This is a genomic window from Haloarcula hispanica ATCC 33960, assembly GCF_000223905.1.
In the GTDB taxonomy this organism is placed as follows: domain Archaea; phylum Halobacteriota; class Halobacteria; order Halobacteriales; family Haloarculaceae; genus Haloarcula; species Haloarcula hispanica.
The window spans coordinates 455,171-481,210 of sequence record NC_015948.1; the positions used below are offsets into that span (position 1 = coordinate 455,171).

Here is a 26,040-nt window from a genome sequence, read left to right on the forward strand (position 1 = left end):
GTATGCACATCGATACGGCTGTGGTCCTCGCTGCGGGTGAAGGGACTCGCCTCCGGCCGTTGACGCGAAACCGGCCAAAACCAATGCTTCCGGCCGCGAACCGTCCGATCCTCGAACACGTCTTCGACGCACTAGTCGAGGCAGGCATCGAGAAGCTGGTCGCCGTCGTCGGCTACAAGCGCGACCGCGTTCAGGACCACTTCGGGCCGACGTACCGTGGCATTCCTATTTCCTACGTGAGCCAGACGAAACAGCTCGGTAGCGGGCACGCGCTCCTCCAGGCGCGGAGCGTCGTCGACGGCCCGGTTCTGGTGATGAACGGTGATCGTCTCGTCGACGCGGCCACTATCGAGTCGGTAGATACCTCCTATGCGGAGACTGGGCACACAAGCATCGCTGTCATCGAACGACAGGACACCAGTCGGTACGGTGCCGTCGAGGTACAGGACGGCGATATTGTCGACATCGTCGAAAAGCCCCAACACGACGAGTTCAGGCTCATCAACGGCGGCGTGTACGCCTTCGACGGCGACATCTTCGAGGCTATCGACGAAACGACGCGGCACGCCGGCGAGCTGGCACTGACCGACACTATCGAACTCCTGCTCGAATCTGACCGTATTCAGGCAGTCGAGGTCGACGGCATGTGGGTCGACGCGACATACCCGTGGGACCTGTTGACCGTCGCGCGCGAGGTACTGGCGCGGGGTCGGGTCGTCGAATCGGCCCGCGACGAGCAGGTATGGGTCGACAACTCCGCACGCGTTCACGACGAGGCGACCCTCCAGTCGCCGGTCGTCATTGGCCCGGACTGCGAGGTCGGACCGGACGCTGTCATCGGTCCGAACGTCGCGCTTGGCCGTAACACCACTATCGGGGCCAACAGTGTCATCCAGCACACCGTCCTCGACGCCGATACGCGTGTCGACCCGAGTTCGACCCTCATCGATACTGTCACCGGTCAGGACGTGAACCTGGGCGTCAATACGGTCGTCCCCGGCGGCCCGGCCGATGTCCAGGTCGGCACGGAAGTGTTCGAAGACCAGCGGCTCGGTGCCGTTATTGCCGACCGTGCTGTTGCGCTCGGGGACGTGAGCTTCGTCTCCGGATCGCTCGTGGGCCCCAACGCTCGGCTCGCCACTGGCGTGACAGTCGATGGAACCGTCCGCGAGGGCGCGGAGGTGGTCCGCTGATGTGTGGTATCATCGGCTGTGTCGGCCGCGGCGACGAGACGCTCGATACGCTCGTCCACGGCCTTTCGAAACTGGAGTACCGCGGGTACGACTCCGCTGGCGTCGCACTGGCGAACAGCCACATCGACCTGTGCAAACACTCCGGCAAAATCGCCGACTTGCGCGACGCGCTGTCGGAACGGACGCTCTCGGGCTCGGTCGGCATTGGCCACACTCGCTGGAGCACGCACGGCCCGCCGACCGACGAGAACGCCCACCCCCATCAGGATTGCACCGGTGAGGTCGCAGTCGTCCACAACGGTATCATCGAGAACTACCAGTCCCTGAGAGACGAACTCGTGAGCGCCGGCCACACCTTCACATCTGACACCGATACGGAGGTCGTCCCCCATCTCATCGAGGACGCGCTGGACGCCGGAGCCGACCCCGAAGACGCTGTCAGAGAGACGGTCAGCCGACTTGAAGGCAGCTACGCCGTCGCCGTCGTCATCGCCGGCTGTGACTCGGTGTTCGCCGCGCGGAACGACTCGCCGCTCGTGTTAGGCATTGACGACGATGCGACGTATCTGGCCAGTGACGTACCCGCCTTCCGGGACTTCACCGACAAGGTCGTCTATCTCGCTGACGGCGAGTTCGCCCGACTCAACGGTGATGGGTGGACTGTGACTGACATCGACGGCAATGTCGTCGAGAAAGACATCGACACTATCCAGTGGGACCCCGAGGAGACCGGCAAGAGCGGCTACGACCACTTCATGCTCAAGGAGATTCACGAACAGCCGCGCGCGCTCCGGCAGTGTCTCCGCGGCCGCGTCGACGAACTCGCCGGGACGGTCGACATCGGCGACCTCGGAGATCTCTCCCCGACCGGCGTCCAGTTCGTCGCCTGCGGGACCTCCTACCACGCCGCCCTGCACGGCGCGCAACTGTTCCGCGAAGCCGGTATCCCCGCCCAGGCGTTCCTCGCAAGCGAGTACGCCACTGCCACGCCACCCATCGGTGACGCGCTCGTCGTCGGCGTCACACAGAGCGGCGAGACCGCGGACACGCTATCGGCACTTCGGGCGGCCCGCCGCCGTGGCGCGCGCACGCTGGCCGTGACCAACGTCGTCGGCTCTACCGCGGCCCGCGAGTGCGATCACGCGCTGTACATCCGTGCTGGGCCGGAGATCGGCGTCGCCGCGACCAAGACTTTCGCCTCACAATTGGCCGCGCTGAACCTGCTCGCGCTCGGAACGTCCACAACCGGCGACGCCCGGCAGGTCATCAGCGCGCTCCGCGACCTCCCCGGCCACGTTCAGGAGGTTCTCGACGAATCTGCCGCTCAGGAGGTCGCTGAGTTGTATCAAGACGCCAACGCCTACTTCTTCATCGGCCGCGGGTATCAGAATCCCGTGGCGCTCGAAGGCGCGCTGAAAATGAAGGAGATTACGTACAAGCACGCCGAGGGCTTCGCTGCGGGTGAGCTGAAACACGGCCCGTTGGCGCTGGTGACCGAGAACACGCCCGTGTTCGCTATCGTGACTGGTGACGACGAGCGCACCCGCAAGACGATCGGGAACGTCAAAGAGGTCGAAGCAAGGGACGCGCCGGTGGTCGCGATTACGGACGGACAGAGCGACGTTGAACGGTACGCCGACCATGTGCTCCAGATTCCGGAGACCCATCCGCGAGCCGCTGCAGTGCTGGCGAACACGCATCTGCAACTGGTGTCGTATCACACGGCTGCGTTGCTGGGGCGGAACATTGACAAGCCGCGGAATCTGGCGAAAAGCGTGACAGTCGAGTGAGCAGCGCGTAGCTGGCTATTTGCGGCTCTCTGAGAGCTCTACCGGATCGGGGTTGCCACTAATTTAGCTGTTGTTGAACCGGAGCGGCTCGCTTTTCCAGAGCAGGCTACAGAGGTGGGGGCAGAATTTCTCTAGGGTCGCGCAACTTAAGATGTGACAGCACCGTGCATAGAGTGTATAACTCGTATGCTTCCCAGGGTTTGTGCCGCGATACCCTCTGCTGGAGCGTTTTTCGGAGATACGTGAGTTCACTACGAACGGTGTACTCCGGCCGATACTGGAGCAAGTGGGTCGTACAATGGCCTGCCAGTTCTCACCGATTTCTGTATGCCATCACGAGGTCAATAAGAACGCTCCAGACCTGCCTTGAAACAAGCTTCATATCATAGCTAAACGACTGGTCACGCACGTATTCGAGGTCGTATCGTAGCTTTTCGCTCGGCTCTTTTCCAGTCACATGATTAACCTGGGCAGGCCCGGTCAGGCCTGGCTTGACGAACCATCGTTTCTGCCAGTCAACGACACCGCTCTGGATATCCGAGTCCAGTTCCGGCCGTTCTGGCCGTGGGCCGACGACGCTCATATCTCCCCGTAGTATCGACCAGAGCTGTGGGATCTCATCCAAGTGCGTCTGTCGCAGCACTCGGCCAACCGATGTCACGCGTGGATCGATCCCACCCGCATCCTCGTCACTGATTTTCACGCCGGTCTCGTCTTCGGCGTTCTCGATCATCGACCGGAACTTGTAGATGGAGAAGGTTTCTCCGAAAACTGCTGTTCGGTCTTGCTGGTACAGTATTGAGCCACCGTCTTCTGCTTTTATCGCAAGTATAATGCCAATAATCACGGGCGATAGCGCGACCAGCCCAGCCGATGCAAACGCGATATCGAACGCGCGCTTGAGAATATAGTCCTGTATGTCCCATGGCTCGATCTCCACGTCGATCAGGGTTCCGACGCCACCGCTGGCGGTCAACACAGAGTCTGTATGGTCGCGATGGACTTTCGCGTTGACACCGTACTCGTAACAGGCGTCGAGAGCGCCGAAGAACTCTGCCCGGTCGGCATGTTCAAACGCTAGCACAACAGTGTCGATATCATACTCGACGAGTACGTCCTCGATTCGCGAGAGGCCACCTAGCCGTTCCAACCCACTGGTGTTAGTTCCGCCGTCAGCGATGGCTTCGGTCCGTTCGACTGTCGTAATGACACTCGTTGGACAGAGATAGCCCAGAAGCGTCCCGTCGACTTCACTTGCCACTTCTTCTATCACCTTGAGGTCGTCCCCAACGACGATGGTTCGTTCGCCGTTTGACGACGGCCGCTTGCGAATCCACACGAACCATGCGGGCAGTGCGACCAGTAATAAGGGAGTTACTAACACGACCGTCAAGCGCGGCAATCGGTACGTGTAGTCGAAGTAGCCGATTGTCGCCAGAACAAGAACTGCTACGAGCACCCGCTTCTGGGCCAGTGCTATAGCGTCGAGAATTCTTCGCGGGCGGGGTTTGTACAGTGGGAGGAACACACTAACGACGACTGCGATTGTGACCAACAGTTCAAACGTGAACTCCGACCCAGTTGGGGGGTCAGTCGGTAGCCGATTGAACACCGGGATGGTTGTCGCTATCGACTGGATGGTAGCGTTGTTAACAAGTGCGACGGCGGCCGCTGTCAGCACGACGACGCCGGCTACACTTGCGACCCGGTACCGCCAGCCACTATCCATTATCAGTGTGATTGCCGAGTTCCGGGATAAGTCCTGCGTCCCGGGACTCAAATACTGAAGCTACTGTAGTCAAACCGCCCTGAATAGACGGTGTGCTACTGAGAGACAGTATTGCACGAGAGCTGTTTGCGTACTGACGCACCCACGACGAACGTACCAGCGCAGTCGTATCGGCTATCACAGCGTCGATCCAACTACGTGACTGTGTGGTCCTCACTGGTTACTGACCAGGCTATCCTGTGTGGCCCTCACTCGCTTGCAGCGATGTTCTCGGCAGCCATTTCCGGGTCAATCTCGCCCTGCAGCCGTTTCTCGGCCTGGTCGCGGTCCGCTGGATAGCCGATATCGTTCCGCCAGCCGTCCATGCGGATCGCGTCGATCGTCCGCCCGGAGTGCAACAGGAGGTCAATCGCGTCACTGATCTCGTACTCGCCGCGGTTGGAGGGCTGTACCAGATGGCAGGCGTGGAAGATGGCCGGCGTGAACGTATAGAACCCGGTCATCACTAGGTTCGACGGCGGGTCCTCCGGTTTCTCGACGACTTCGGTGATCTCGCCGTACTTGTTGGTGTCACAGACACCGTACCGCCCGGCCTCATCCCATGGGACTTCCTCAACGAGGAAAGCGGCGTCGGCACGTTCCTCCGCCTGCCGGTTGACGACATCTCGGAGGTTCGCTTCGAAGATGTTGTCGCCGAGCATCAGCATGAAGTCGTCGTCGACGTGCTCCTCGACGGTCAGAAGCGCGTGTGCGAGGCCGTTCTGTTCGCGCTGGTGGGTGTAGGTGATCGGGACGCCTTCGAACTCGTCCTCGTAGTGATTAATGATGGCCTGCTTCTTGTAGCCGACAACTACCAGCAGTTCGTCAGCGCCTAGTTCGATCAACTGCTCGAAGCAGTGGGTCAGAATCGGTTTCCCCGCGACCTCTACCATTCCCTTCGGCTTGTCTTCGGTCAGCGGGCGGAGACGGGTCCCCTCACCAGCGGCGAGTACGACAGCTTTCATATATCTCAATTCGTTGGCCGTCCGATAAAACTCTTGTCGAATTATAAGATCCGAATTATAATATCCGCCCCTCGACTACTGCCGCCCGATGAACGTCAGTATTGTCGGGAGCGGATACGTCGGGACGACGGTCGCGGCGTGTCTTGCGGATCTCGGACACGAAGTGGTAACGATAGACATCGACGAGGACATCGTCGACACGGTCAACGACGGCCGGTCGCCGATACACGAACCTGGCCTCGACGAACTCGTCGCCGAACACGGCGGCGGTCGACTTCGGGCAAGTACCGACTACGACGAGATCCTCGATACTGAACTGACGATGCTGGCGCTCCCGACGCCCTCGAACGACGACGGGAGCATCGACCTCCAGTTCATGGAAGCCGGTGCGGCATCCGTCGGCGAGGCGCTGGCCGGTGCCGAGAACGCGGCAACGGATCCACACCTCGTCGTCACGAAGTCGACTGTCGTCCCAAACACGACCGAGGACCGGCTCGCCCCCCGTATCGCCGACGCCGGTCTCGAACGCGGGACGGACTTCCTCGTCGCGTCCAATCCCGAGTTCCAGCGCGAGGGGACGGCCGTGGCGGATTTCCTGAACCCCGACAAACTCGTCTTCGGGACGGACGACGACCGTGCGACGGCGCTTCTCAACGAACTGTACGAACCGCTTCGCGAGGCCGCTGACGATGATGTGCCGGTCGTCGAAACCGGTATCGCCGAGGCCGAGATGATAAAGTACGCCAACAACACGTTTCTGGCGACGAAAGTCAGCCTCATCAACGACATCGGGAACATCTGCAAGGAGTTCGGCGTCGACGCCTACGAGGTGGCCGATGCCATCGGACTCGACGACCGCATCGGCGAACAGTTCCTCCGGAGCGGGGTGGGATGGGGCGGCAGTTGCTTCCCGAAGGACACGGATGCCATCATCGCCGCGGCACGGGAACAGGGCTACGACCCTGCTGTTCTTTCTGCGGCCGTAGAACTGAACGACGACCAGCCCAAGCGCCTCCTCTCCCTACTTGACGACCACGTCGACGTGTCCGGCAAACGCATCGCCGTTCTCGGCCTGGCGTTCAAACCCGGAACGGACGATATCCGGAACACGCGCGCGGTTCCGGTCATCGAGGGACTCAAAGAACGTGGCGCGGAAATCGTCGCCTACGACCCCGTTGCCACCGAGAATATGCGCGAACGCTATCCCGACATCGAGTACGCCGACTCGGCCGCAACCGCTCTCGCGGGGGCATCAGGCGCTGTTGTCGTCACTGACTGGGACGAGTTCGCAGCTCTCGACGCTGCGTTCGACGAGATGGCAGACTCCGTCGTCGTTGACGGTCGACGCATCATCGAGCGGCGCGACGGCATCACCTACGAAGGATTGACCTGGTAGCGCAGTCAGTTACCTGCCTGTATTTGCCTGTCGATGACGGCTACCGTGCCGGCAGCGAGTAGCGCCACAACGAGCACGGTCGGGTCCGAAGACACGTACAGGCTCGGCGTCGGCGGCCGCCAGTTCGTGAACGGATACAGCCAGGCACTCGCTCGCCCGTCGGCGTACACTCGCATCCCATCGAGCAGCAGCGACGTGAGGCCGCCGAACGTCACGAGTCCGAACACGCGCCGCCAGTGGCGTCTCTCGAATGCGACGGTGATGATACCGGCCAGTAGCAGGACTCCGCCGAGTGTGGAGAGGGGCGCATAAGTGAACGGCATGCCCAGAAACGCTTCGACAGTGCTCCCGTCCACCACGATCCCGACTTTCACCAGATCGGGAATCGCCGCACCGCCCATCCCAACGACGACCCAATGCTGATTGAGCCAGTCGATGCGCCAACTCGCGACCGTCAAAAGGATGTATGGTACGAGCAGGTGAGTCAGCAGGTCAGCCATTGCGTGCCTCCATCGTCCACGTCTCTCGGTCAATTCGCCAATACCGGAAGAACAGGAGCAGGAATCCGAGCGCGCCGACAGCCGAGGCACCGTACTTGTAGAACTCCGCCCACCGACTGCTGTTGACGACTTCGACGCGCTCGGCCGCTATCGTCTGATTCGATTCAAGCGTTCCGTACACCTGGACGACGCCACCGGGTTTGACGGTCGCTTCCGTCTCGGTGACTCTAAGCGTTATTGCCGTCCCGTCGCTTTCGGCCCTGATTACCATTCCGCCATCGCCGGTCTCTGTCACCGTTCCAAACACCATGAGGTGCTGTCCGACGTACGACTCGTACCCGGACGAGAGGTCCGCAGCATCTGGATACGGGGACCGCTGCTCTTCTGTAACTGCCGCGTGGACGAACAGTCCACCGAGTATCAGACACAGCACAAGTACGATGACGGCACGAACCCGGACGCGCACACTCCCTGTTCTTTCGGTGGGTACAATGGTCCTTTCGCTTCAGAACCACAGCGTGTCTGTCTCCGAAAATCACTCGATAGTGACGTTGCCGCCGTCGTACACTGTCCGTTCTGTGACTTCGACAGTCGTTTCACTTCCGCTATCGGTCGTCACGGTGTACGTCCCGGGGTTTGCGACGGTAACAGTGAACTCACCGTTGCGGTCGGCTGTCGTCTGGCGCTCGTAGTCGACCTCTCTGTCCGAGACACCGACTGTCGTTACGACCGAGACGGTCGAATTCGGGGCTGCAGTCCCCCGAATCTCTCCACCGGGAACGACCGCGAACGCCTTGTGGCTCCCGTCTCCGCTCGTGAAGAGCAGTCGGTAGCGGGCCAGTCCGTCCACATCGCCGTTCTGGCTTCCGAAGTGCTGGTGTAGTCGAGCGTACATTGTGCTCGGTTCCTCCAGTTCCATCTCTGTCGTTACGACGTATCCGACTCGACCGGAAATCCGATTGTGGGCCTCATCAGGGTCCGTTGCTGCGACAAACGGACCGTAATTCTGGCGGGCGTAGCCGTAGCTCCGTGACTCACCGTTGACGAAGTAGTTGTACACGCGGTTCTGTCCCCAGCGGCTGAGGACGTAGTTTTCGGGGTATTCGAGCCCGCGATCGGCGGCGTCTGCCTCGATTGCAGTCGCCGCGTCGTATGTCCCGTCCTCGACGAGCACCTGACTCGTCTTCACCGGCACCTGCACCATCCCGAGGGCCCCGAACAACAGGAACAGTACGACCAGCGATGCAACTGCCCGGCTGTCGGGAACGAGTACGTCTCGAAGGTCGCTGTCGCCAGTCGTCAGCACCGGTCGGGCGAGATCGACCCACGAGGCGGCCCAGACGAACGCGAGGCCGGCGAACAGCGCGAGAAACGGGGCCAGTTCCCCGACGAAGCGGGCCTGAATCACGGAAAGAGCTAGCAGTACCCAGGCATAGCTACTGGCGACGAGCCAGCCGCTCCGGTCGTTCCGAGCGAGGTCGATGCCCCACACCATCGCCGGGAGTGCCAGGAACAGTGTCAGGCCGAGCAGGAACAGGAAGCCGAAGGCGTCTGCGCTGAACAGTCCGTACGTCTCGGCGATCGCGTCGGACCGAAACAGCGTATCGAGCCGCCTGTCGAACGTGGCCCACTGTTCTGTGAAGCCGAAACGAAAGACGAGGATGGTGACGATGCCAAGCCCGAGATCGACCACAGCCAGTTGTCTGGCAGTGCCACCGAATCGCCTGGCCGCTTCTGCTGTCGCGATGACGACGACAGTGCCCAGCGTCAGCAGTGCTGGCGTGCTAGCGACGAGCGCAGTCTGCCAGCCGGTGACAGTATGAACACTCCAGGCGAGTATCGCGCCGAGGCTAACGCCGGCAAGGACCGGCGCGTTCCTGACCAGTGCCGACCGGTCGTTTGAGCCATCCAGCAGTGTCTGTCCAAGCACCACCAGACAGACCGGCAGGACAAGCAATGGCCCGGCTTCCCACGCAAGTACCTGTCCGGCAATCCCGACACCGATACCGACCGCGGCGATCCACGGCTGTGGTCGACGAAGCGACGTTCGGCTCGTGGCCGTCGTTAGCGCGACCACGAGTGCAAGCGCGGTGAGTCCCAGCCAGGGATAGTCGAAGGCGTGGTGATCTGCGAAACCCAGGCTCGTCCGAAAGGCGTGGCCGGGAATAAATGCCAGGAAGAGGACCGATGCGAGACCGACACGCCGATCGCTGGACACCCGCACCGCGAGTAGATAGAGCAGGACGCCCGTGACGAGTGCCGACACGACCGGATACCAGGCGAGAACGTGGCCAATAACTGCTTTGCTCCCGCCGAAGAGGCTGGCGACCCACCAGAGCGTCGCGATCGTGAGTGGCTCCCCGTTGGTTACTACATCCGGAATCACGGAGAGCGCTCCGAAATCGGCCGCGCCGCCGGCGTTGGCCGCGACCTGCTCGACGTGATACCTGTAGTAATACGGATCGTTACTCGACAAGACGATGTCGTCGCCGCGGTAGATCGACCCGATGACGTACGTTCGGGCGACAAACACGACCGCTAGAGCAGCGACGAGCAGGCCAGTTGCTCGCGCGTCGAAATCAAACCGCAGCGCGTCACCGAGAGCCGTCCCGCTCTCGCTGTCGCTGCCGACCCCGGATTTGCCGTCGAGTGCGGCCCGCACGGCGTCGGGATCAGCGACGCGGTACTCGTCACCGTCTTTCTCGACGATGCCCGCGGAGACGAGTTCACCGAACTGGCCCGAATCGATGGGAATGTCGTCAAACGTCCAGCCGTCCTGTTCGTCGTCGACGGCCAGAACCGCCGCTGTCGCGTCTCGTAGCTCGGGCCGGTCATCGAGTACCGCTCCCGCCCCGGGCGTATCGCTCATGTATCTTCTCTTTCCGGTCTGGCGAATAAATCCATCGGGACTCGCCGTCTACGTGTTTGCCGACTCTAGCGCCGCTCGAATCGCCGATTCTACGTCGTGTTCCGGCGTCCAGCCCAGTACGTCCGTCGTTCGGCCGGTGTCGACCGGGAACGAATCGACGAGCGTCTCGTCGTCGCCACGCGGGTTCTCGACCAGTTCCACGTCGGCATCAATGTCGGCGGCCGAGGCGGCGATATCCTCGACGAGTTTGGCGACGGTGTGAACGCCCGGGTCTTCGTCGCTGGCGATCTCGTATTTCTCGACGCCGGTCTCGCCGCGGTCCAGTTGCTCCAGTAGCCGTTCGCAACTGTCGACGTACGCCCGGGCCACGTCCTTGACGTGAATGAAGTTCCGGGACTGCGTCCCTGGCTCGTAGACGGTCAGCGTCTCGCCGGCGAGCGCGCGGTTCACGAAGAAGTTGATGACAGTCCCCTTTGAGACGGTTTGACCGTCTATCTCGTGACTGCCGTAGAGGTTCGAGATCATGAACTGGTGGGCCGGGAACGTGCCGTCGGCGTACGTCTCGATGTCACGCTCGTTGAGCAGTTTCGTCCGCCCGTACCAGTTCAGCGGGTCTCGGGGGTGGTCGACTGTAATCGGGAACTCCTGTGGGTCGCCGATGACGGCCATCGAGAACGGGAAAATCAGCGCTGCGCCAGTCTTCCGACAGAACCAGGCGACGTTGTCGGTTCCCTGGACGTTGACCTCGTAGGCAAGGTCCTGTTTCTCCTCACAGTCGTCAACTCCCGACACCGCGGCGAGGTGCATCACAACGTCGGCCCCGTCTAGCGCCGCCTCCAGACGGTCTCGGTTCCGGATGTCGACGTGTTCGATGTCGACATCGCCGACTGACCGCACGGTACCGCGATAGAAGTTGTCGATGGCAGTTATCTCCCAGTCGGGGTGGGCCTGCTGTAGCTCGTAGATGACGCGGCTGCCGATGTAGCCCGCACCGCCGGTGACGGCGATGTGAGGTGTGTTGTCTGTGGGTTCTGTCTCAGGCATTGGTGGTGAATTTCTCCGCGAGGTCGCGGACGCCCTCGCGGAGCGTCCACGATGGTTCGAAGCCGGTCCCGCTCAGTCGGTCGAAGTTGACGTGATACGACGGACCGGGATGCTCGTCTTCGAGGTAGGTCACGTCGACTGGAGCGACCTCGTCCGCGACGATGTCTGCAATCTCCGAAATCTGGTAATTCGATTCCATCGACCCGACGTTGTACACCGGTTCGTCCCAGGACTTGGGATCGCACACCGCCTCCGCGTAGGCGCGGGCAGCGTCCTGAACGTGGATGAACGGCCGCCAGTTCGAGCCGTCGCCGTAGACGGTGAGCGGGCGGTCGGTGAGCGCGCGGAACACGAAGTAGTTCACGACGAGGTTGAACCGGATGCCCGGCGAGTGGCCGAAGTTGGTAGCCATTCGCAGGGCGGTGCCAGTCATATCGAACTCCTCGCAGTACTCCTGCAGTAGCGTCTCGGACTGCAGTTTCGTCTCTGCGTAAGGGTTGATGGGATCCGGGTCGACCGTCTCGTCGATGTCGGTGCTGGTCGCGCGGCCGTAGACGTTACACGAAGAGGCGAAGACGACGTGGTCGACGCCGAGTTTGCCGGCCGCGGTCAGGACGTTCTCGGTGCCGTCGTAGTTGATGGCGAACGTCTCGTCGCGGCGTTCGTGGGTGCTCGATGCACCCGTGATAGCCGCGAGGTGGATGACGCGGTCGACGCCGCGCATGGCGCTCTCCACGTCGCCGTACTCGCGGACATCGCCACGGCGGAACGCGAGGCCGTCGCCGAGCGTCCCCAGCAGCGCCCGCGGCGACCCCGAGGACAGGTCGTCGAAGACGACGATGTCGTCGACGCGGTCGTCCTCTCGGAGCAGTGGAATCAGCGCGCTGCCGATGTAGCCACAGGCCCCGGTGACCAGCACGTCCATCGTCAGTCCTCGCTCAGGACGCCCGGCAGGAACCGGTCCTCGTGGGCTTCGATGGTGTCGGCGTACCGCGTCAGCGTCTCGAAGATGTCGCCGACGCCGTCCTCGAAGGACTGGGACTGGCCGCCGATGAGGTCGTCGTAGCGGTCGTTCTCGATCTCCATCTTGTGGGTCTCGTCCTCGTCGCGGGGGTTCTCGAAGTGCTCGACGTCGACGTCGAGGTCGTACTCGCCGCCCACGTCGGCAATCGTCTCGGCGATTTCGACGATGCTGATGGCGCGCGTGACCTGGTTGTACACCGTCAGACCCTCGGGGCGCTCGTCGGGGTCAGTCAGGGCCACTTCGGCCAGCCCTTCGACGGCGTCCTCTAGCGAGATGAACGGCTTGCGCTGTTCGCCCTTGCCGTAGACGGTGACGGGGTAGCCCGCGACGGCCTGCGCACAGAAGCGGTGCGTGACCGTGCCGAAGTAGTAATCGAAGTCGAAGCGGGTCTTGAGCCGGTCGTCCTCGCGGGTCTCCTCGGTCTCTGTCCCGTAGACGATGGCCGTGCGAACGTCCGAAATCGGGATGTCGAACTGCGTGTGGGCCAGGCGCATGTTCTGTGCGTCGAAGCCCTTCGTCGCGTGGTACCAGCTCCCGCCCATGTTGGGGAACGGCACGTCGTCGCGCTCGCCCTGGTTCTCCATCGTCGCGCCGCCTTCCGGAATCGGGAACTCCGGCGCGCCGTAGACGCCTGTCGTCGTTGTCTCGACGAAGTGGGTGTCCGTGAGGTCGTGTTCCTCGAGCCCCCACAGGAGGTTCCGCGTCGCCTGGAGGTTGTTGTGCTGGGTGTAGTTCGCCCGCTCGCCGTTGATCTGGGAGTACGGCGCGGAGGGCTGGGCGGCGGTGTGGACGACGACCTCGGGTTCGTGGACCGTCAGCAGTTCGTCGACGAAGGACTTCTCGGCGAGGTCGCCCTCGACGAAGGAGAGGTTCGTCAGCCCGTGGACCTCGCGAGCCGCGTCGAGGCGTTCGTCGATACTGGCGACCGGTGTCGCGCTCGTCGCGCCGACGTCCTCGACCCACTCTCTTCGGGCGAAGTTGTCGACAAGCAGCACTCGGTCGTCCGTTCGGTCCGCGATTCGCAGTGCGGCCGGCCACCCGACGTAGCCGTCGCCGCCAGTGATGAGGATGGTCATAGTTACTCAGTTAGTGAGTAACTGCGACGCGTAATCAATCTTCTGTTCAGTTGCCTGCTAGTCTCGTACAGCCTGACTACTCATGAAACACGTATTCGTCCTCAAAACAGCACTGTTCACCCGCTACTGGGTGATATCGAACTGCTCGAAGTATTCCGTGACGTACTGGTTCGCGTCTGCCGGAACCTCTGTGACGATGCGATACGAGTCGTGCTGGTCGTCGAGTGCTATTTCGGCCCCGTTGTCGGGGACGGCTCGATACACAATTGGTACCGTGTGCCGGGAGTCGACGCCATCAACTGAAGAAACGTCCCAGAAGTGTTCGCTGACACCGAGCTGTTCCGTCGCAACCGATGTGAGGCCAAGCTCCTCTCGGGCGATGCGCGCCGCCGCGTCGTCCAGTCGCTCCCCCTTGCAGAGGCGACTCCCCGGCCAGAACCACTCGCCTTTGGCTGGCTCGTTCTGACGTCGTGTGAGTACGATTCCGTCCTCGTACTCGACGACGAGGTCGACACAGGGCTGGGGCATGTTGTCGAGACAGGTGGCGAACGTCTCCGTCGGAATGCGTTCGTCGTGGCGGTCCATACCTCCCGCTTGCGGGCCGCCGGTGAAACCGCTCCGCTTCTCGCTGTTTCGCAACCGTTAAAAACGACCCTGTCTTCTATCCGATTGCTATCGCACGGGCCGGTGGGGTAGCCTGGTATCCTTCGGCCTTCGGGTGGCCGTAACCGCGATTCGAATTCGCGCCGGCCCATTTCTATCGCAACGCAATCACGAGGAGCGACAGCGACGAGTGTCCGTTGTGAGGAAATGGCTCCGAGAATTCGAGCAGGGAAGTCGCAGCGCGAACGAAATGAGCGACCGTCTTCCCGTGTTCGACATTCGCGCCGGCCCCATTTTTCGACTTCCTACTGAGGAGCAACAGAACCGTCTCTCCGCATCGACTGTCACCCACCGCTCTGGCCCCGGGTGACTTCGTACGCCTGCCCGCGGAACCGGAACCGCCGACGACTTGTATCGTACCCGAGTACGCCGTCCACAGCATGCTCGTCGGTTTCGACGACGACGCGGCTCACATCGTCGGTCAGGAACGGGATGGCGTTGCGAAGCCCGCCGTCGGACATAGCGAACCGACCGTGTGCCATCACCTGTTCGGCAATGACCCGCTCGCTCGCGTTGTCAGTGCGAGTCAGCGTGAACGTCGCGTCGGCCGGCCGTTCGCCGTCGCCGTGGCGGTCGGTCGTCACCCTAACGGTATCGCCGTCGCGCGCCGTCGGCACGCCGTCAGTCGGGGTCACTGCAGCACGGTCACCGACTAGCGCAACCAGAGCAGCACTCTCGTTCGTCGCGTGGCCGTAGCCAGCAACGATGGCGTACTCGCCGCCGCCGAGATAGCCCTGTGTGAGACCATCACAATGGCAGTCGCCGGTACCACAACCGACAGCTGGTCCGTTAAACGCCCGGAGGCCCCACTGCTCCTGACTGCCCGGTTTTAGGAGCCGACAGTCGGCGGTGTGGGCTGCTGGTGCGACGTGAAACCACTCGCCGTCGACGAGCTTGTAGAGGTCCCAGTGGCCGCATTGCAGTCGCTCGTGGCTGTTGTTGACCATCTCGAAGCCGACTTGCGTATCTAGTTCCGCGCGTTCGGTACTGGGCCGAACAAAGGCTGGGGTCGTCCTGTCGGCGTCGTGGAACCACTGGACGTCGCCGTCGCCGGGAAGCGCCGGAAGCGAGCGGCCGGCGAACCGGGAATCGGTTTCCGGACCGGGACTTCGCGTGTCCCAGACGGAGACCGAGAGGGACCCGGCCTGACCGCGGAACTCGTAGGTGCCGGTCGGCCGCCCGGACTGGCCCGGTTCGCCGACGAGGGCGTACTCCAGCTTGACCCGTTCACCGGGATTTAGCCGGTACGTCTCTGGCATCCACGGGCCGACGTCGTCGACGCGCCAGTATCCCTCGTCTGTTCGGCCGAGTGAGGGCACTTCGTCGGCGAGGTCGTTGTTGTCCGTGGGTGCGAGATGGAGGCGCGCTTCGTGGTCGTAGCCGCTGGGTTGGCGGCTGTGTGTCTGTCCGACTCCTGGAATCCACTTGACCCTGAACGTGTTCTCGAACTCGTTGCTGTTCTGGAGCCAGCCCCGAAGCGTGGCCGGATGGTCGTCGGTCGCCGTCTGGTCGAACCAGAGCCCGACTCGCGCCCTGTCGGCGGTGTGGAGCCCTGGCGAACTGAGGGCATAGGTTCGCGGCCCGGTTTCCAGTTCGATGACGGTCGTCGGATTCTCGGGTCGGGGCGGGTCTCCGCTATCTGTCGGCGTCTCTGTCCCGCTGTCGTTCGCGTCGGTTGGTGACTGTGTCGGGCGTGGTGCGGGCGTTACGTCTGCGGTCTCGTCTGAGCCGAGGGTGCCGAACGAACAGCCGGCGAGTCCGGCCAGCACACCCGGGACCGACGCGAGGAGGGCACGTCTGCGCATAGTCCGCGATTCGTCGCACCCGGTAAACCCTTTCTGGACGCTCAGACGGCGTTTGTAGCGTCTTTCGTATCGGTACTGACAGCAGTCGACGGACGTAAATCGCCGTGGAGTGACGGCTCAGTATGCGCCAGTTCGTCATCATCGGCCACGACGCCCCGACGACGCCGGAGTTCTCTCTCGACGACCTGGCCGGCGCGGCCGGCCGGCTCGACGTGCTCTGTCGGTGTGTCACCAGCGCGTTCTTCCTGAGCCACGCCATCCGCGAGGACGTTCGGGTCCATCTGATCCTGGCGGACGAGTACACCGTCACGTTCGAGGGGAGCGACCTCCGCCGACTGAACCCGGACGAACGGTCCACGGCGGCGCTGATCCGCAAGGCGCTGGAAGAGCGTGAGGAAGCTATCGGCCACATCCCAGTCGAGACCTCGCCGGGCGTGTCGCTCACGCGACGGGGGTTCGAGGGGACGCTCGACGACGCGGCGAGCCGCGGAACCGTCGTCCAGTTGCACGAGGACGGCGACCCCATCGTCGACGTTGCACCGCCGTCGGACCCGGTGTTCGTCCTCTCGGACCATCACGACTTCCGGGACGAGGAAGCGACGCTGCTGGCCGACCGCGCGGACGAGCGCGTCTCGCTCGGGCCGAAGGCCCTCCACGCTGACCACTCGATCACGGTCGCGCACAACTACCTCGATACGGACGGGTTCGAGCAGTACTGACGGGGCACACTGGGTGACTGCCAGAAGGGTTTTCCTCCGCGATTCGCTGAATAGTGTATGGATTATTGGGCTCGGAGACAGCGGCCGGTTGCGCTGTCGGACGACGCATCGACGCGACGAGGTATCGATGACTGACCGGGGCGCGCTGTCCCGCCGTGCGGTTCTGCAGACGGTCGCCGGAGCCGGCCTCGCGTCCGTCGCCGGCTGTTCGGCGTTCGAAGGCGGGAGCGACGACGCGGCCTCGACAGTCGAGGGCGAACGGGCCGAAGAACTCGCGCGCCGGTTCGCGCCGACGCTGTACTTCGATCAGGCGGAGCCGTGGTTCCCGACGGACCCGCGTCCGTACACCAGCGAACAGGACGGGGAAACCGTCGTCGACGGGTTCGACGCCTTCGACGGGTATCACGAGCGGATGACCGAAGGGGAGCCGCCGGACCCGACGGCGTTCTACAACGTTGTCGAGTACGAGAACTCGTCGCTCGCCGTCGTCCAGTTCTGGTTCTACTCGGCGTTCGACCAGTTCACGACGAACTTCCACTGGCACGACTGGGAGGTCCTGCATGTGTTCGTCGACACGGGGACGGGCGACCCGCAACTGTACGTCGCCAGCTCGCACTCCCGGAAGGTACCCAACAACGAGTTCCTCGACCCCGACCCGGAGATGGTCCCACGCATCCTCTCGGAACTGGGGTCACACTCTAGCGCGCTGTCGGTCAACGACGCTCGCGACCGGTTCACCCGGCTGCCGGAGGGCGACCGGTTCGCGGACATCACGAACAGCGCCGTCGAAACCATCGAAGACCTCGCGGAGATCCCCGTCGCTTACGGGCTCCCGCGCGACGAGGGGTCCCGGCTCCCCTACCTCGTTCCGGAGTACGAGGGCGCGCCGCTGTACGAACACGAGCGGCTCCCGTCGGTCAGCCGCGAGGACCTCATTTCGGAGTCGCTCACGATCCGTTCGTTCGACAGTCTCACCCAACCACCGACGGACCTGCCGACGCGGGAGACGGGGCTCGTCTTCCAGCACACTGACCGCGGCGAGGCCGACCCGGACATCGAGTACGATCTCGTGCCGAGCAGCGAACTGGAGCACATCGCCGATTTCACCGGCCCGCAGTTGAGCTTCGAGTTCGCCGTCCCCCAGTTCGCCGAGGACGTCGTCTCGGGCCACATCACGACGACGGGCGCACCCTGGAACCAGCCGCGATACGAGAACCCCGCCGCGGACATCTCCGAGCCCAACCACCGGGCGGCGCTGGCTGAACGATACGACGCCATCGGGGCACCGGCGGAGATACGGACCGTCGTTGCCAGCCTCTCGGAAGCCGTCTCGAACGACGACGCACCGGAAGACGAGGGACTGACGACCGAGGACACTGCCGTCGAGTCCGTCGCCCTGCTAGAGAGCGACCCCGAGGCCGTCCCGACCTTTTCTGGACTGGCCGTGGTCCAGGACGTGCCCGAAGGCGACCACCGGTTCACCGTCAACGGGGCCGGCGTCGCGCCACACAGCGAGACGGTGTCGGTCCACGACTCGGAGTCGGCTGACGGGCCGACGCGAGCCGGAGTCGATGGAGAACTCCCCCTGGTCGCCCGGGAGAACGCGACCCGCCTCGAAGTCGATCCGTCGGGAGCCGACAGCGACCTCACCGACCTCGCCGTTGAGGACGACTTCGCGGGCCGGCTGTACGACGCCCCGCTCTCGGAGCCCGATGCCGTCTACGTCCACGGCGGCGGCGCGTACACGACGGAAGTCCGGGATAGCGACGACGAGATCGGTGCGTTCCGCGTGAACCCGAACCCCGAGGCCGACACTGCGGCACAAATCGAACAGCCCCGCACCGGCAAAGCGTCGCTGGCGTCGTTCCTCGTCGATATCGCCGAGGAAACCCGGGAGTCGGTCGCAGACCAGATGGACGGCGACAGCGACGACGATGATGACGGGACAGAGAACGGAAACAGCGGCAGCGGTGGCTCCGAGAACGCTATCCAGGGCCTCGAACGGTCACTCGCCGCTGTCGTCGAGGCCGCCAAGCGGGCGACGGAACGCGCCGAGGCCGGTGACCGCGGGAACGCTGACAAACAACTCCAGGCCGTCGCCGACCGACTCCAGCGCGTCGCGACCAGAATCGAGGACGCCAACGACGACCTTTCGGACCCGCTGTCGAATGCAGCCCGGCGGCGGCTCGACCAGGCCGAGCGGCGGACCGAGCAGGCGCAGGCCGCCGACAAACTGTAAGTTCTTCCCCTGCGCTCAGAGCCCGCCCCAGCGGGCTAGCGCGCCGGCGACGAGCACCAGTCCCCCGGCGATGAACGTTCCGGGGGCCGGGAGGACGAACAACACGACACCGACCAGGAGGCCGAACGTCGATATTCTCATTCCAACTACACATAGCACACCACGTCGTATCCGTCTGGTGCCTGTATATTCGTGGACCCGTGCCGGTTTTGCCAGTGGGGGCCACACTGCCGATATGGACGAGGAACTCACCTGGGAAACGCTCGGTGCCGAAACCGCCTACGCCTGTCCGGGATTCGATGTCGTCCGCGAGGACGTGCGCCTGCCCGACGGAACCGAGGAGGAGTTCGACTACGTGCAACACGGCGATAGCGTCATCGTGCTCCCGTTTACCGCCGACGGCGACGTGGTCGTCATTGAGGAGTGGCGACAGCCGGTTCGACGGGTCAACCGCGGCCTGCCGGCCGGGACGATGGAGGACGGAGACGACGACCCGACCGTCGCCGCCGCCCGCGAACTCCGCGAGGAGACGGGCTACGAGGCCGACACGCTCGACCATCTCTACACGGGCGAACCGGCCAACGGCAACACCGATTACGTATTCCACTACTACGTCGCACGCGGGTGTGCGGCCACGGCCGACCAGGACCTCGACCACAACGAATCGATCCGGGTCGACACTGCTGATTTCGACTCGCTAGTCCAGTCGGTGCGCGACGGGACGCTCCGTGACAGTCGGTCTGCCGTCGGTATCATGTACTATGCCCTGTTCGAGCGCTGAACTGACGACAGTTTGAAAACCTGAGGGGTGGTACCATCTAACATATGGCATCGATCGAACTCGACAAACAGACGGAACGCCGGCTGGACAAACTGCGCGCGGCTGTCCGCCGTCAGACCGGCCACCCGATTTCGCGGGCGGAGTTGCTCGAACGGCTTGTCGAGGACGCCTACGGGTCCCGTGACGAGGTGGTCGATATGTTCCGGACGTCACAGGCGTACGTCGCCGACGAGGACTCCGGGACCGTCCACCGACCCGAACGGAAACTGGTTCCCGGCGGGGCGGACCGACCCGACGAATAGCGGCGCTGTGCCGGCCGGCGCGTCGCTCTGTCCACTGCTGCCCCCGATTTCGAACGGTTGCGCTCACGGGGGAACACAACCCTTAGGCGCGCTGACCGACGACGACGTGTAATGACGAATTTCGAGGTCCGCCAGTACGACGCCGCGGGCCGGCTGGGCGAGCTAACGGTGCCACGGGCCGGCGTCACCGTCGAGACGCCGACTATCCTTCCAGTGGTCAACCCACACGTCCAGACGGTCGCGCCGGCGACGCTGGCATCGGAGTTCGGCGCGGAGATCCTCATCACGAACAGCTACATCCTGCATGGCTCTGACGATCTCCGTGAGCCGGTGCTGGAGCAGGGCCTCCACGACTTGCTTGGGTTCGATGGGGCTATCATGACTGACTCGGGGTCCTTCCAGCTCGCCGAATACGGCGACATCGACGTGACTACCGAGGAGATTCTGGAGTTCCAGCACGAAATTGGCTCTGACATCGGGACGCCGGTAGATATCCCGACGCCGCCGGACGTGGACCGCGAGCGGGCGACCGAGGAACTCAACACGACCCAGAAGCGGCTCGAACACGCTGCCACCGTCGACACCGGCGAGATGCTCGTCAGCGCACCGGTTCAGGGTGCGACGTACCCGGACCTACGAGAGCGGGCCGCCGCAGACGCTGTCTCTACCGGACTGGACGTGTTTCCGCTGGGGGCCGTCGTCCCGTTGATGAACGAATACCGCTATGCCGATCTCGCCGACGTCGTCGCGGCCTGCAAGCGCGGGCTGGGGGAGGTCGGCCCGGTCCACCTGTTCGGTGCGGGCCACCCGATGATGTTTGCGATGGCAGCGGCGCTGGGCTGTGACCTGTTCGACTCGGCGGCGTATGCGCTGTACGCTCGCGACGACCGCTATCTCACGGTTCAGGGGACAGAACTGCTGTCCGAACTGACATACTTCCCGTGTCACTGCCCAGTCTGTACCGACCACACGCCGGCAGAACTCGACGCGATGGACGCCGACCAGCGCGAGGAGCTGCTCGCCAGACACAACCTGCATGTCACCTACGGCGAAATCCGGACGGTCAAGCAGGCGATCCGCTCGGGCAATCTCATGGAACTGGTCGACAGTCGCGCCCGCGGCCACCCGGCCATGCTCGACGGCTACCGCGCGCTGCTGGACCACGCTGAGCAACTCGAACGGACTGACCCCGTTTCGAAGGACGCTTTCTTCTACACCTCGAACGAAAGCGCTCGCCGGCCCGAGGTCCGCCGCCATCAGAACCGACTGGAGCGCCTCCCAGTCGAGGGCGACGAGGTGCTGCTGACCGAAGGCAGTTCCAGCGCACAGTACGACGAGACCTGGGGCGTCCGTCCCCCGTTTGGCCCGTATCCGCGCGAACTCGCCGACACATACCCCCTGACCGCGGAGGTCCCTGACCGGACCGACCGGGCGGCCTACGAGGCCGCAGCAGACGGTGTTCGGCGGCTGGTCGAACTCCATCCCGACGTGTCCTTCACGCTGGTCCACGACGACTGGCCGGCGACGGCGCTCGACCGTGTTCCCGACGGCGTCCGCCTGCGCGACTTGCACGCCCGCGACTGACGGCGCAGTTGTCTCGGCCGCTGCCGGTCAGACTGTCGGCACGGCCACGTTCTCGTCGGCCGCCTCGCGCCAGGAACGGGTCGGCTCCCAGCCCAGCAGTTCCGTGGCCTTGGCCGTCGAATACGCCGCAGCGTCTCCTTCGACCGTGCAATCGTCCGGGACAGTACCGTACTGCTCGCGCATGAGTTCGACCAGCGGCCGGCCCAGCGCGTTGTCGGGGCCGACGCAGTTGAACGCCTCGTGGCCCGAAACCTCGCCCGCGAGCGCGGCCTCAACGAGGTCGACCACGTCTCGCACGTCCACGTAGGACCAGTAGTTGCCTGCGCCGGCCGCGAGGTCGTTGACGTACCCCTCGTCCCGACAGGGGTACTCTCCGGGAATCTGTATCCAGGAGGGGCGAATCGACGCCACAGCGATGCCGTCCCGGCGGGCGATTGTCTTCCCGATTTCCTCGGTGACGACCTTCGAGAGCCCGTAGTCGTCCTCCGGCCTAAGCGCGTGCTGTTCCGTAATCGGGAGTTCGTCAGGAACCGGTGTCTCTTCGGCGAAAAAGAAGCCGTACGCGCCATCCGAGGAGCCCTGCACCACGTCAGCGCCGACGCGGCCGGCCGCCGAGAGCACGTTGTGTGCCGCCAGCGTGTTGTTCCGGAACAGGTCTACCCCCGGGTGGTTCCCGGCGACCGGAATCGCCGCCCAGTGGACCACTGCATCCGGGTCGATGGCGGTGAGCGCGTCGAACACGCCCCCGGCGTCCGTCAGGTCAAGCGCTCGGTACCCGACGGCCGGATGCCCCCCATCGTCGGGGAGGCGGCGGTCGAGCACTGTCACGTCATGCGGTCCGGCGAGGCGGTCGACGATCCAGCGCCCGGAACTCCCACGGCCGCCGGTTACGACAACATCCATACCTGCACTGTGGCTGCTGGCATCCAAAGCGTGGTGGTGTGGTTGCGTTTCCGTGACTGGTGTCCGATTGACTCGCTACAGGTCAAGCCGGAACCGCTCACCGTGCGTGAACGTCGTCCAGCCGAGGATGCGCTCGTCGCGATGCGGTCGGTCGGGGTTATCGATTGCCGCCTGCTGGGCCGAGACGTACGTCGGGACGTTCTTCACCGGCTGGCCGCTCTGTTTGAGCGTTTCCAGATAGGTGTCTTTCTCGTAGTACGAGTAGGCCACCTCGTACAGCGAGGACGCAGCCTCCTGCTTTCTGGCGGGGAAGCCGTCGTTGTTGACGAACCGATCAGGGGCTCCCTCGCCCATCGCTTCCCAGGCCTCCGGGTCAGCCACGTACGGTGCGTGGGCGTCAAGAATACGTTCGATGGCACCCCTGTCACCGTCGAACTTCTGGTACTCGTACAGTGTGGGGCCGCTGAGTTTGTCGGCGTAGAGTCGGCTGAGTTCCGCGGCGGTGACCAGTGCCTTCGCCGCGTACAGCGAGTACGCCAGACTCGACGCACGAATAATCTCGTTTTCCAGCAGGCCGTCCTCGCGGAGTTGGTTGAAGCCGGTCTCGCGGTTCCGTTGGATGGCATCACGGAAGCGATCCCAATCCCGGAGATACACTGACCCGGCGGCGTGGGTCATCTCCTGCCAGTTGAAGATGTTCTGTTGCCCCATCTCGGTCGGAATGTTATGACCGACATCGTCTAGGAACGTTCGGACCCACTCCTGCAGGTCGGCCTCCGTGCCGACGCCGTCGTCGGTCCACGCCTCGTGGCCGCGAACGAGTTCCGCGCCCCACCACATTTTCGGGAGCGTAATGAACTGCTCGATGCTGTTCGTTTTCACAGGGGCCATATAGGTCTCCGAGCTCAGGAACCAGTGGTCCAGCAGTTCGACGGCTTTCTCGGCGTATTGATCCGCACCGGTGTACTGGTAGGCGAGGCCAAGATCCCGTATTCTGTCCCCTGTCCTGATGGCGGCAACGTAGTCCTTGCGCGCTCCGGGGTCCTCGGGGCCTTTCGTTTTGAACTCGTGGCCGTCGCCGTTGTCCGTGACGCTCTCGGGATCCGCTGCCATCGCGTCGCGGACATCGTCCATGAAGGCTTCGTGGGCCCCTGTCCACGGGCTGTCTCCGTTCTCGACACGGGACTGTATTGCATCCAGTGTATCGAGATGGACGAACATTGCGGGCCCGCTTTCCACTGTTGACTCGGCGACCTGTTCCGTCGGTGTCGGCTCCGTCTCGTGTGACGCGGCCCTCGCGTCCGAGTCCCCTGAGGAGAGGCCGGTCGAACAGCCCGCCAGCGCTACGGCTGTCCCCGAGAGGGCGAGCAACACGTCTCGTCGTGTCTGTCGCTGCACGAACGGTCAGTCGTCCCCTATAGATTTAGTTAGGGCCCAGCTAATCAGCGGATAGCGACCTGTCCGCGATAATCATGGCCACATAACTGTCGACTGGGACGAAGTATGGAGCGTTTGAACGTACCTTCGGTCGCCACCGAGGCCGGTGCTGGTACAAAGGCAAGATAGTTGGTCGCGCGTGGCTGACGCCATTGCATGACCGACTACTTCGAGATCCACGAGCGCGACAGCGCCGCGCGAGTGGGTGAGTTACGCCTCGCCGACTCCGTGACGACGCCGGCGCTGGTCGACGACGTGGACACAGAAACGCCGGGCGACTGCCGGCACGTCCTCGACGACGCCGGAAGCCGCTGGCCCACCGAGCAAGACGCCCCCGATGGCGACGACTCGCTGCTCACTGTCCTGCCCCACCGCGGACTCCCCGCTGGCACGCCGGACGAAGTCGCCGAGGCCTTCGCCGTCGACTATCCCGACGTGTCGTTCCCGAGCGCGGCCGTCGTCTCGCCCGATACCGCGACCGACCACGGCAGTGACGCCTACGTACTCGCCGGCGCGCCCGGCTACGTCGGGCACGCGTCGGCGTTCGTCGACGCCGTCACGACCGTCCGGGAGGCTATCCCCGCCGACACCGCGCTCTACCTGCCTGGCGTCGCCACGCCGCGAAACGTCGCGACGCTCGTCTACGCCGGCGTGGACCTCGTGGACCCCGACCGCGCCGTCGTCCGCGGGACTGAGGGTCGGTATCTCACGACCGACGAGGCGTATTTCCTCGAAGACCTCGACGAACTCCCGTGTGCCTGTCCAGCCTGCCAGAAACCGCGTGAGCAGTTCGACCGCGAGGACTGCGTCGAACACAACGTCAACGCCCTCGCTGCGGAACTCCGCCGCGTCCGCCGCCGCATCCGTGACGGTAGGCTTCGGGACTACGTCGAGGGACAGGCCAGACAGGACAACTGGCTCACCGCGACGTTCCGGCAACTGGACCAGCGGTACAGCTACCTGGAGGAGCGCACGCCGCTCATCCGGCGGGCCGACCTCTCGGCAGCCAGTGACGACTCGCTGCGCCGCGTCGAAATCCAGCGCTTCGCCGAGCGCGTCACCGACCGCTACGTGCCGCGCTTCGACGACCGCCCGCTTGTGCTGGTCCCCTGCTCCGCGCGCAAACCCTACAGCGACTCCCAGAGCCACAAGCAGTACCACGACGCGATCAAGTGGCGCGCCCACGTCGTCTCGATGACCTCGCCCATCGGCGTCGTGCCCCAGGAACTCGAACTCACCTACCCCGCCCAGCACTACGACTCCGTGGTGACGGGCAACTGGACCGCCACCGAAATCGAGTTCGTCAGCCGCGTGCTTGAACGGTATTTAGAAGGCACCGACTACCCGAAAATTATTGCCCACGTACCCGGCGAAGGCTACCGCGACATCTGCGAGCGCGTGGCCGACTCGCTGGGCCGGGAGTTCACCTACACAGTCACCGACCACCCGACCACGGCGGATTCGCTGGGGAACCTCGCTGCCGAACTGGAAGGCTGGGACCGCTATCCGAAGCGGGAGCGCGAACACAACACCATCCGCGCCGTCGCGGACTACCAGTTCGGCGAGGGCGCGGGCGACGAACTGTTCGACGATCTGTCGACGCAGGGCCGGTATCCGCAACTGCGCGCCGACGACGCCGACGGCGAACAGCTGGCGGCGCTGGCCCAGCAGTACGGGGTCCTCTCGCTGACCACCGCCGGGGCGCGCCGCTGGGTCGAGAGTGACGTTCACACCAAAACGGTCGAAATCGAGCCGTTCGTCCCCCACGGTTCGGTGCTTGCACCGGGAATCACGGACGCAAGCGACGATATCCGCGTCGGTGACGACGTGGTGATTCAGGGCGACGCGGCCTTCGGTGTTGGCCGCGCCCAGATGAGCGGCCCGGAAATGCAGTCCTCGACGCGGGGCATCGCCGTCCAGATGCGCCATACCGAAGAGCAGTAGCACCACTGACCGACGCTGCATCTGACCGTCCGACTTAT

Annotated in this window: 22 protein-coding genes and 1 tRNA gene; 10 read left to right on the forward strand and 13 right to left on the reverse strand. The window is 63.8% G+C overall.

Annotated elements, in window-relative coordinates; all coding sequences use genetic code 11:
- The first annotated feature begins 2 nt into the window (after positions 1-2).
- A complete protein-coding gene (gene glmU / locus HAH_RS02340; RefSeq protein ID WP_023843118.1) occupies positions 3-1,193 on the forward strand; it encodes a bifunctional sugar-1-phosphate nucleotidylyltransferase/acetyltransferase in 1,191 nt (396 codons plus the stop codon).
- Entirely contained in the window at positions 1,193-2,983 is a 1,791-nt protein-coding gene (glmS, locus tag HAH_RS02345; RefSeq protein WP_014039465.1) for a glutamine--fructose-6-phosphate transaminase (isomerizing), read from the forward strand. Before glmU ends, glmS begins: the two co-directional genes overlap by 1 nt.
- Positions 2,984-3,296: 313 nt before the next feature.
- Here glmS and HAH_RS02350 read toward each other — a convergent pair whose 3' ends face one another.
- A complete protein-coding gene (locus tag HAH_RS02350) occupies positions 3,297-4,712 on the reverse strand; it encodes a sugar transferase (RefSeq protein ID WP_014039466.1) in 1,416 nt (471 codons plus the stop codon).
- A 248-nt stretch (positions 4,713-4,960) separates the two neighbouring features.
- A complete protein-coding gene (aglF, locus tag HAH_RS02355; protein ID WP_014039467.1) occupies positions 4,961-5,716 on the reverse strand; it encodes a UTP--glucose-1-phosphate uridylyltransferase AglF in 756 nt (251 codons plus the stop codon).
- An 88-nt stretch (positions 5,717-5,804) separates the two neighbouring features.
- Between aglF and aglM the strand changes: the two genes are divergently transcribed.
- Entirely contained in the window at positions 5,805-7,112 is a 1,308-nt protein-coding gene (aglM, locus tag HAH_RS02360) for a UDP-glucose 6-dehydrogenase AglM (protein WP_014039468.1), read from the forward strand.
- Between the two features lie 5 nt (positions 7,113-7,117).
- On the opposite strand, the gene HAH_RS02365 is transcribed toward aglM, so the two are convergent.
- The 7 genes from HAH_RS02365 to HAH_RS02395 form a co-directional block, all read right to left on the reverse strand.
- Positions 7,118-7,612, reverse strand: coding sequence for a membrane protein (locus HAH_RS02365; protein WP_014039469.1), 495 nt, complete (start codon positions 7,610-7,612; stop codon positions 7,118-7,120).
- Positions 7,605-8,078: a hypothetical protein gene (locus HAH_RS02370; RefSeq protein WP_014039470.1), complete on the reverse strand. Its 474-nt coding sequence runs from the start codon at positions 8,076-8,078 to the stop codon at positions 7,605-7,607. Before HAH_RS02370 ends, HAH_RS02365 begins: the two co-directional genes overlap by 8 nt.
- A gap of 69 nt (positions 8,079-8,147) precedes the next feature.
- The gene (locus tag HAH_RS02375) at positions 8,148-10,481 is read right to left on the reverse strand and encodes an STT3 domain-containing protein (RefSeq protein WP_014039471.1); all 2,334 of its coding nucleotides are present in this window, start codon (positions 10,479-10,481) and stop codon (positions 8,148-8,150) included.
- 48 nt (positions 10,482-10,529) lie between these two features.
- Positions 10,530-11,525, reverse strand: a complete 996-nt coding sequence (locus tag HAH_RS02380) for an NAD-dependent epimerase/dehydratase family protein (RefSeq protein WP_014039472.1) — start codon at positions 11,523-11,525, stop codon at positions 10,530-10,532.
- The gene (locus tag HAH_RS02385; protein ID WP_014039473.1) at positions 11,518-12,450 is read right to left on the reverse strand and encodes an NAD-dependent epimerase/dehydratase family protein; all 933 of its coding nucleotides are present in this window, start codon (positions 12,448-12,450) and stop codon (positions 11,518-11,520) included. Before HAH_RS02385 ends, HAH_RS02380 begins: the two co-directional genes overlap by 8 nt.
- 2 nt (positions 12,451-12,452) lie before the next feature.
- Positions 12,453-13,625 (reverse strand): NAD-dependent epimerase/dehydratase family protein, encoded by a 1,173-nt coding sequence (locus HAH_RS02390; protein ID WP_014039474.1) that lies wholly within the window; start codon positions 13,623-13,625, stop codon positions 12,453-12,455.
- Positions 13,626-13,748: 123 nt separating this feature from the next.
- Positions 13,749-14,210 carry a GDP-mannose mannosyl hydrolase gene (locus tag HAH_RS02395; RefSeq protein ID WP_014039475.1) on the reverse strand — a complete coding sequence of 154 codons (462 nt, stop codon included), beginning with the start codon at positions 14,208-14,210 and terminating at the stop codon, positions 13,749-13,751.
- A 96-nt stretch (positions 14,211-14,306) separates the two neighbouring features.
- Here HAH_RS02395 and HAH_RS02400 point away from each other — a divergent pair.
- Positions 14,307-14,379 (forward strand) — tRNA-Pro (locus tag HAH_RS02400).
- A 193-nt stretch (positions 14,380-14,572) separates the two neighbouring features.
- On the opposite strand, the gene HAH_RS02405 is transcribed toward HAH_RS02400, so the two are convergent.
- The gene (locus tag HAH_RS02405) at positions 14,573-16,093 is read right to left on the reverse strand and encodes a hypothetical protein (RefSeq protein ID WP_014039476.1); all 1,521 of its coding nucleotides are present in this window, start codon (positions 16,091-16,093) and stop codon (positions 14,573-14,575) included.
- A gap of 122 nt (positions 16,094-16,215) precedes the next feature.
- Between HAH_RS02405 and trmY the strand changes: the two genes are divergently transcribed.
- Positions 16,216-16,812: a tRNA (pseudouridine(54)-N(1))-methyltransferase TrmY gene (trmY, locus tag HAH_RS02410; RefSeq protein WP_014039477.1), complete on the forward strand. Its 597-nt coding sequence runs from the start codon at positions 16,216-16,218 to the stop codon at positions 16,810-16,812.
- Between the two features lie 127 nt (positions 16,813-16,939).
- Positions 16,940-19,051, forward strand: coding sequence for a hypothetical protein (locus tag HAH_RS02415; RefSeq protein ID WP_044951663.1), 2,112 nt, complete (start codon positions 16,940-16,942; stop codon positions 19,049-19,051).
- Between the two features lie 15 nt (positions 19,052-19,066).
- On the opposite strand, the gene HAH_RS20255 is transcribed toward HAH_RS02415, so the two are convergent.
- On the reverse strand, positions 19,067-19,192 hold the full coding sequence (locus HAH_RS20255; RefSeq protein ID WP_023843119.1) for a hypothetical protein: 126 nt from the start codon (positions 19,190-19,192) through the stop codon (positions 19,067-19,069).
- Positions 19,193-19,286: 94 nt separating this feature from the next.
- On the opposite strand from HAH_RS20255, the gene HAH_RS02420 reads away from it, so the two are divergent.
- From HAH_RS02420 to tgtA, 3 genes are all read left to right on the forward strand, one after another.
- Entirely contained in the window at positions 19,287-19,832 is a 546-nt protein-coding gene (locus tag HAH_RS02420) for an NUDIX hydrolase (RefSeq protein ID WP_014039479.1), read from the forward strand.
- A 44-nt stretch (positions 19,833-19,876) separates the two neighbouring features.
- Positions 19,877-20,134, forward strand: coding sequence for a hypothetical protein (locus tag HAH_RS02425; RefSeq protein WP_014039480.1), 258 nt, complete (start codon positions 19,877-19,879; stop codon positions 20,132-20,134).
- Between the two features lie 111 nt (positions 20,135-20,245).
- Positions 20,246-21,718 (forward strand): tRNA guanosine(15) transglycosylase TgtA, encoded by a 1,473-nt coding sequence (gene tgtA / locus HAH_RS02430; RefSeq protein ID WP_014039481.1) that lies wholly within the window; start codon positions 20,246-20,248, stop codon positions 21,716-21,718.
- A gap of 27 nt (positions 21,719-21,745) precedes the next feature.
- Here the strand turns inward: tgtA and HAH_RS02435 are convergent, their stop codons facing one another.
- A complete protein-coding gene (locus tag HAH_RS02435; protein ID WP_014039482.1) occupies positions 21,746-22,621 on the reverse strand; it encodes an NAD-dependent epimerase/dehydratase family protein in 876 nt (291 codons plus the stop codon).
- Positions 22,622-22,696: 75 nt separating this feature from the next.
- Entirely contained in the window at positions 22,697-23,842 is a 1,146-nt protein-coding gene (locus HAH_RS02440; protein ID WP_174878662.1) for an alginate lyase family protein, read from the reverse strand.
- Between the two features lie 372 nt (positions 23,843-24,214).
- On the opposite strand from HAH_RS02440, the gene arcS reads away from it, so the two are divergent.
- Positions 24,215-26,002 carry an archaeosine synthase subunit alpha gene (arcS, locus tag HAH_RS02445; RefSeq protein WP_014039484.1) on the forward strand — a complete coding sequence of 596 codons (1,788 nt, stop codon included), beginning with the start codon at positions 24,215-24,217 and terminating at the stop codon, positions 26,000-26,002.
- Positions 26,003-26,040: the final 38 nt, after the last annotated feature.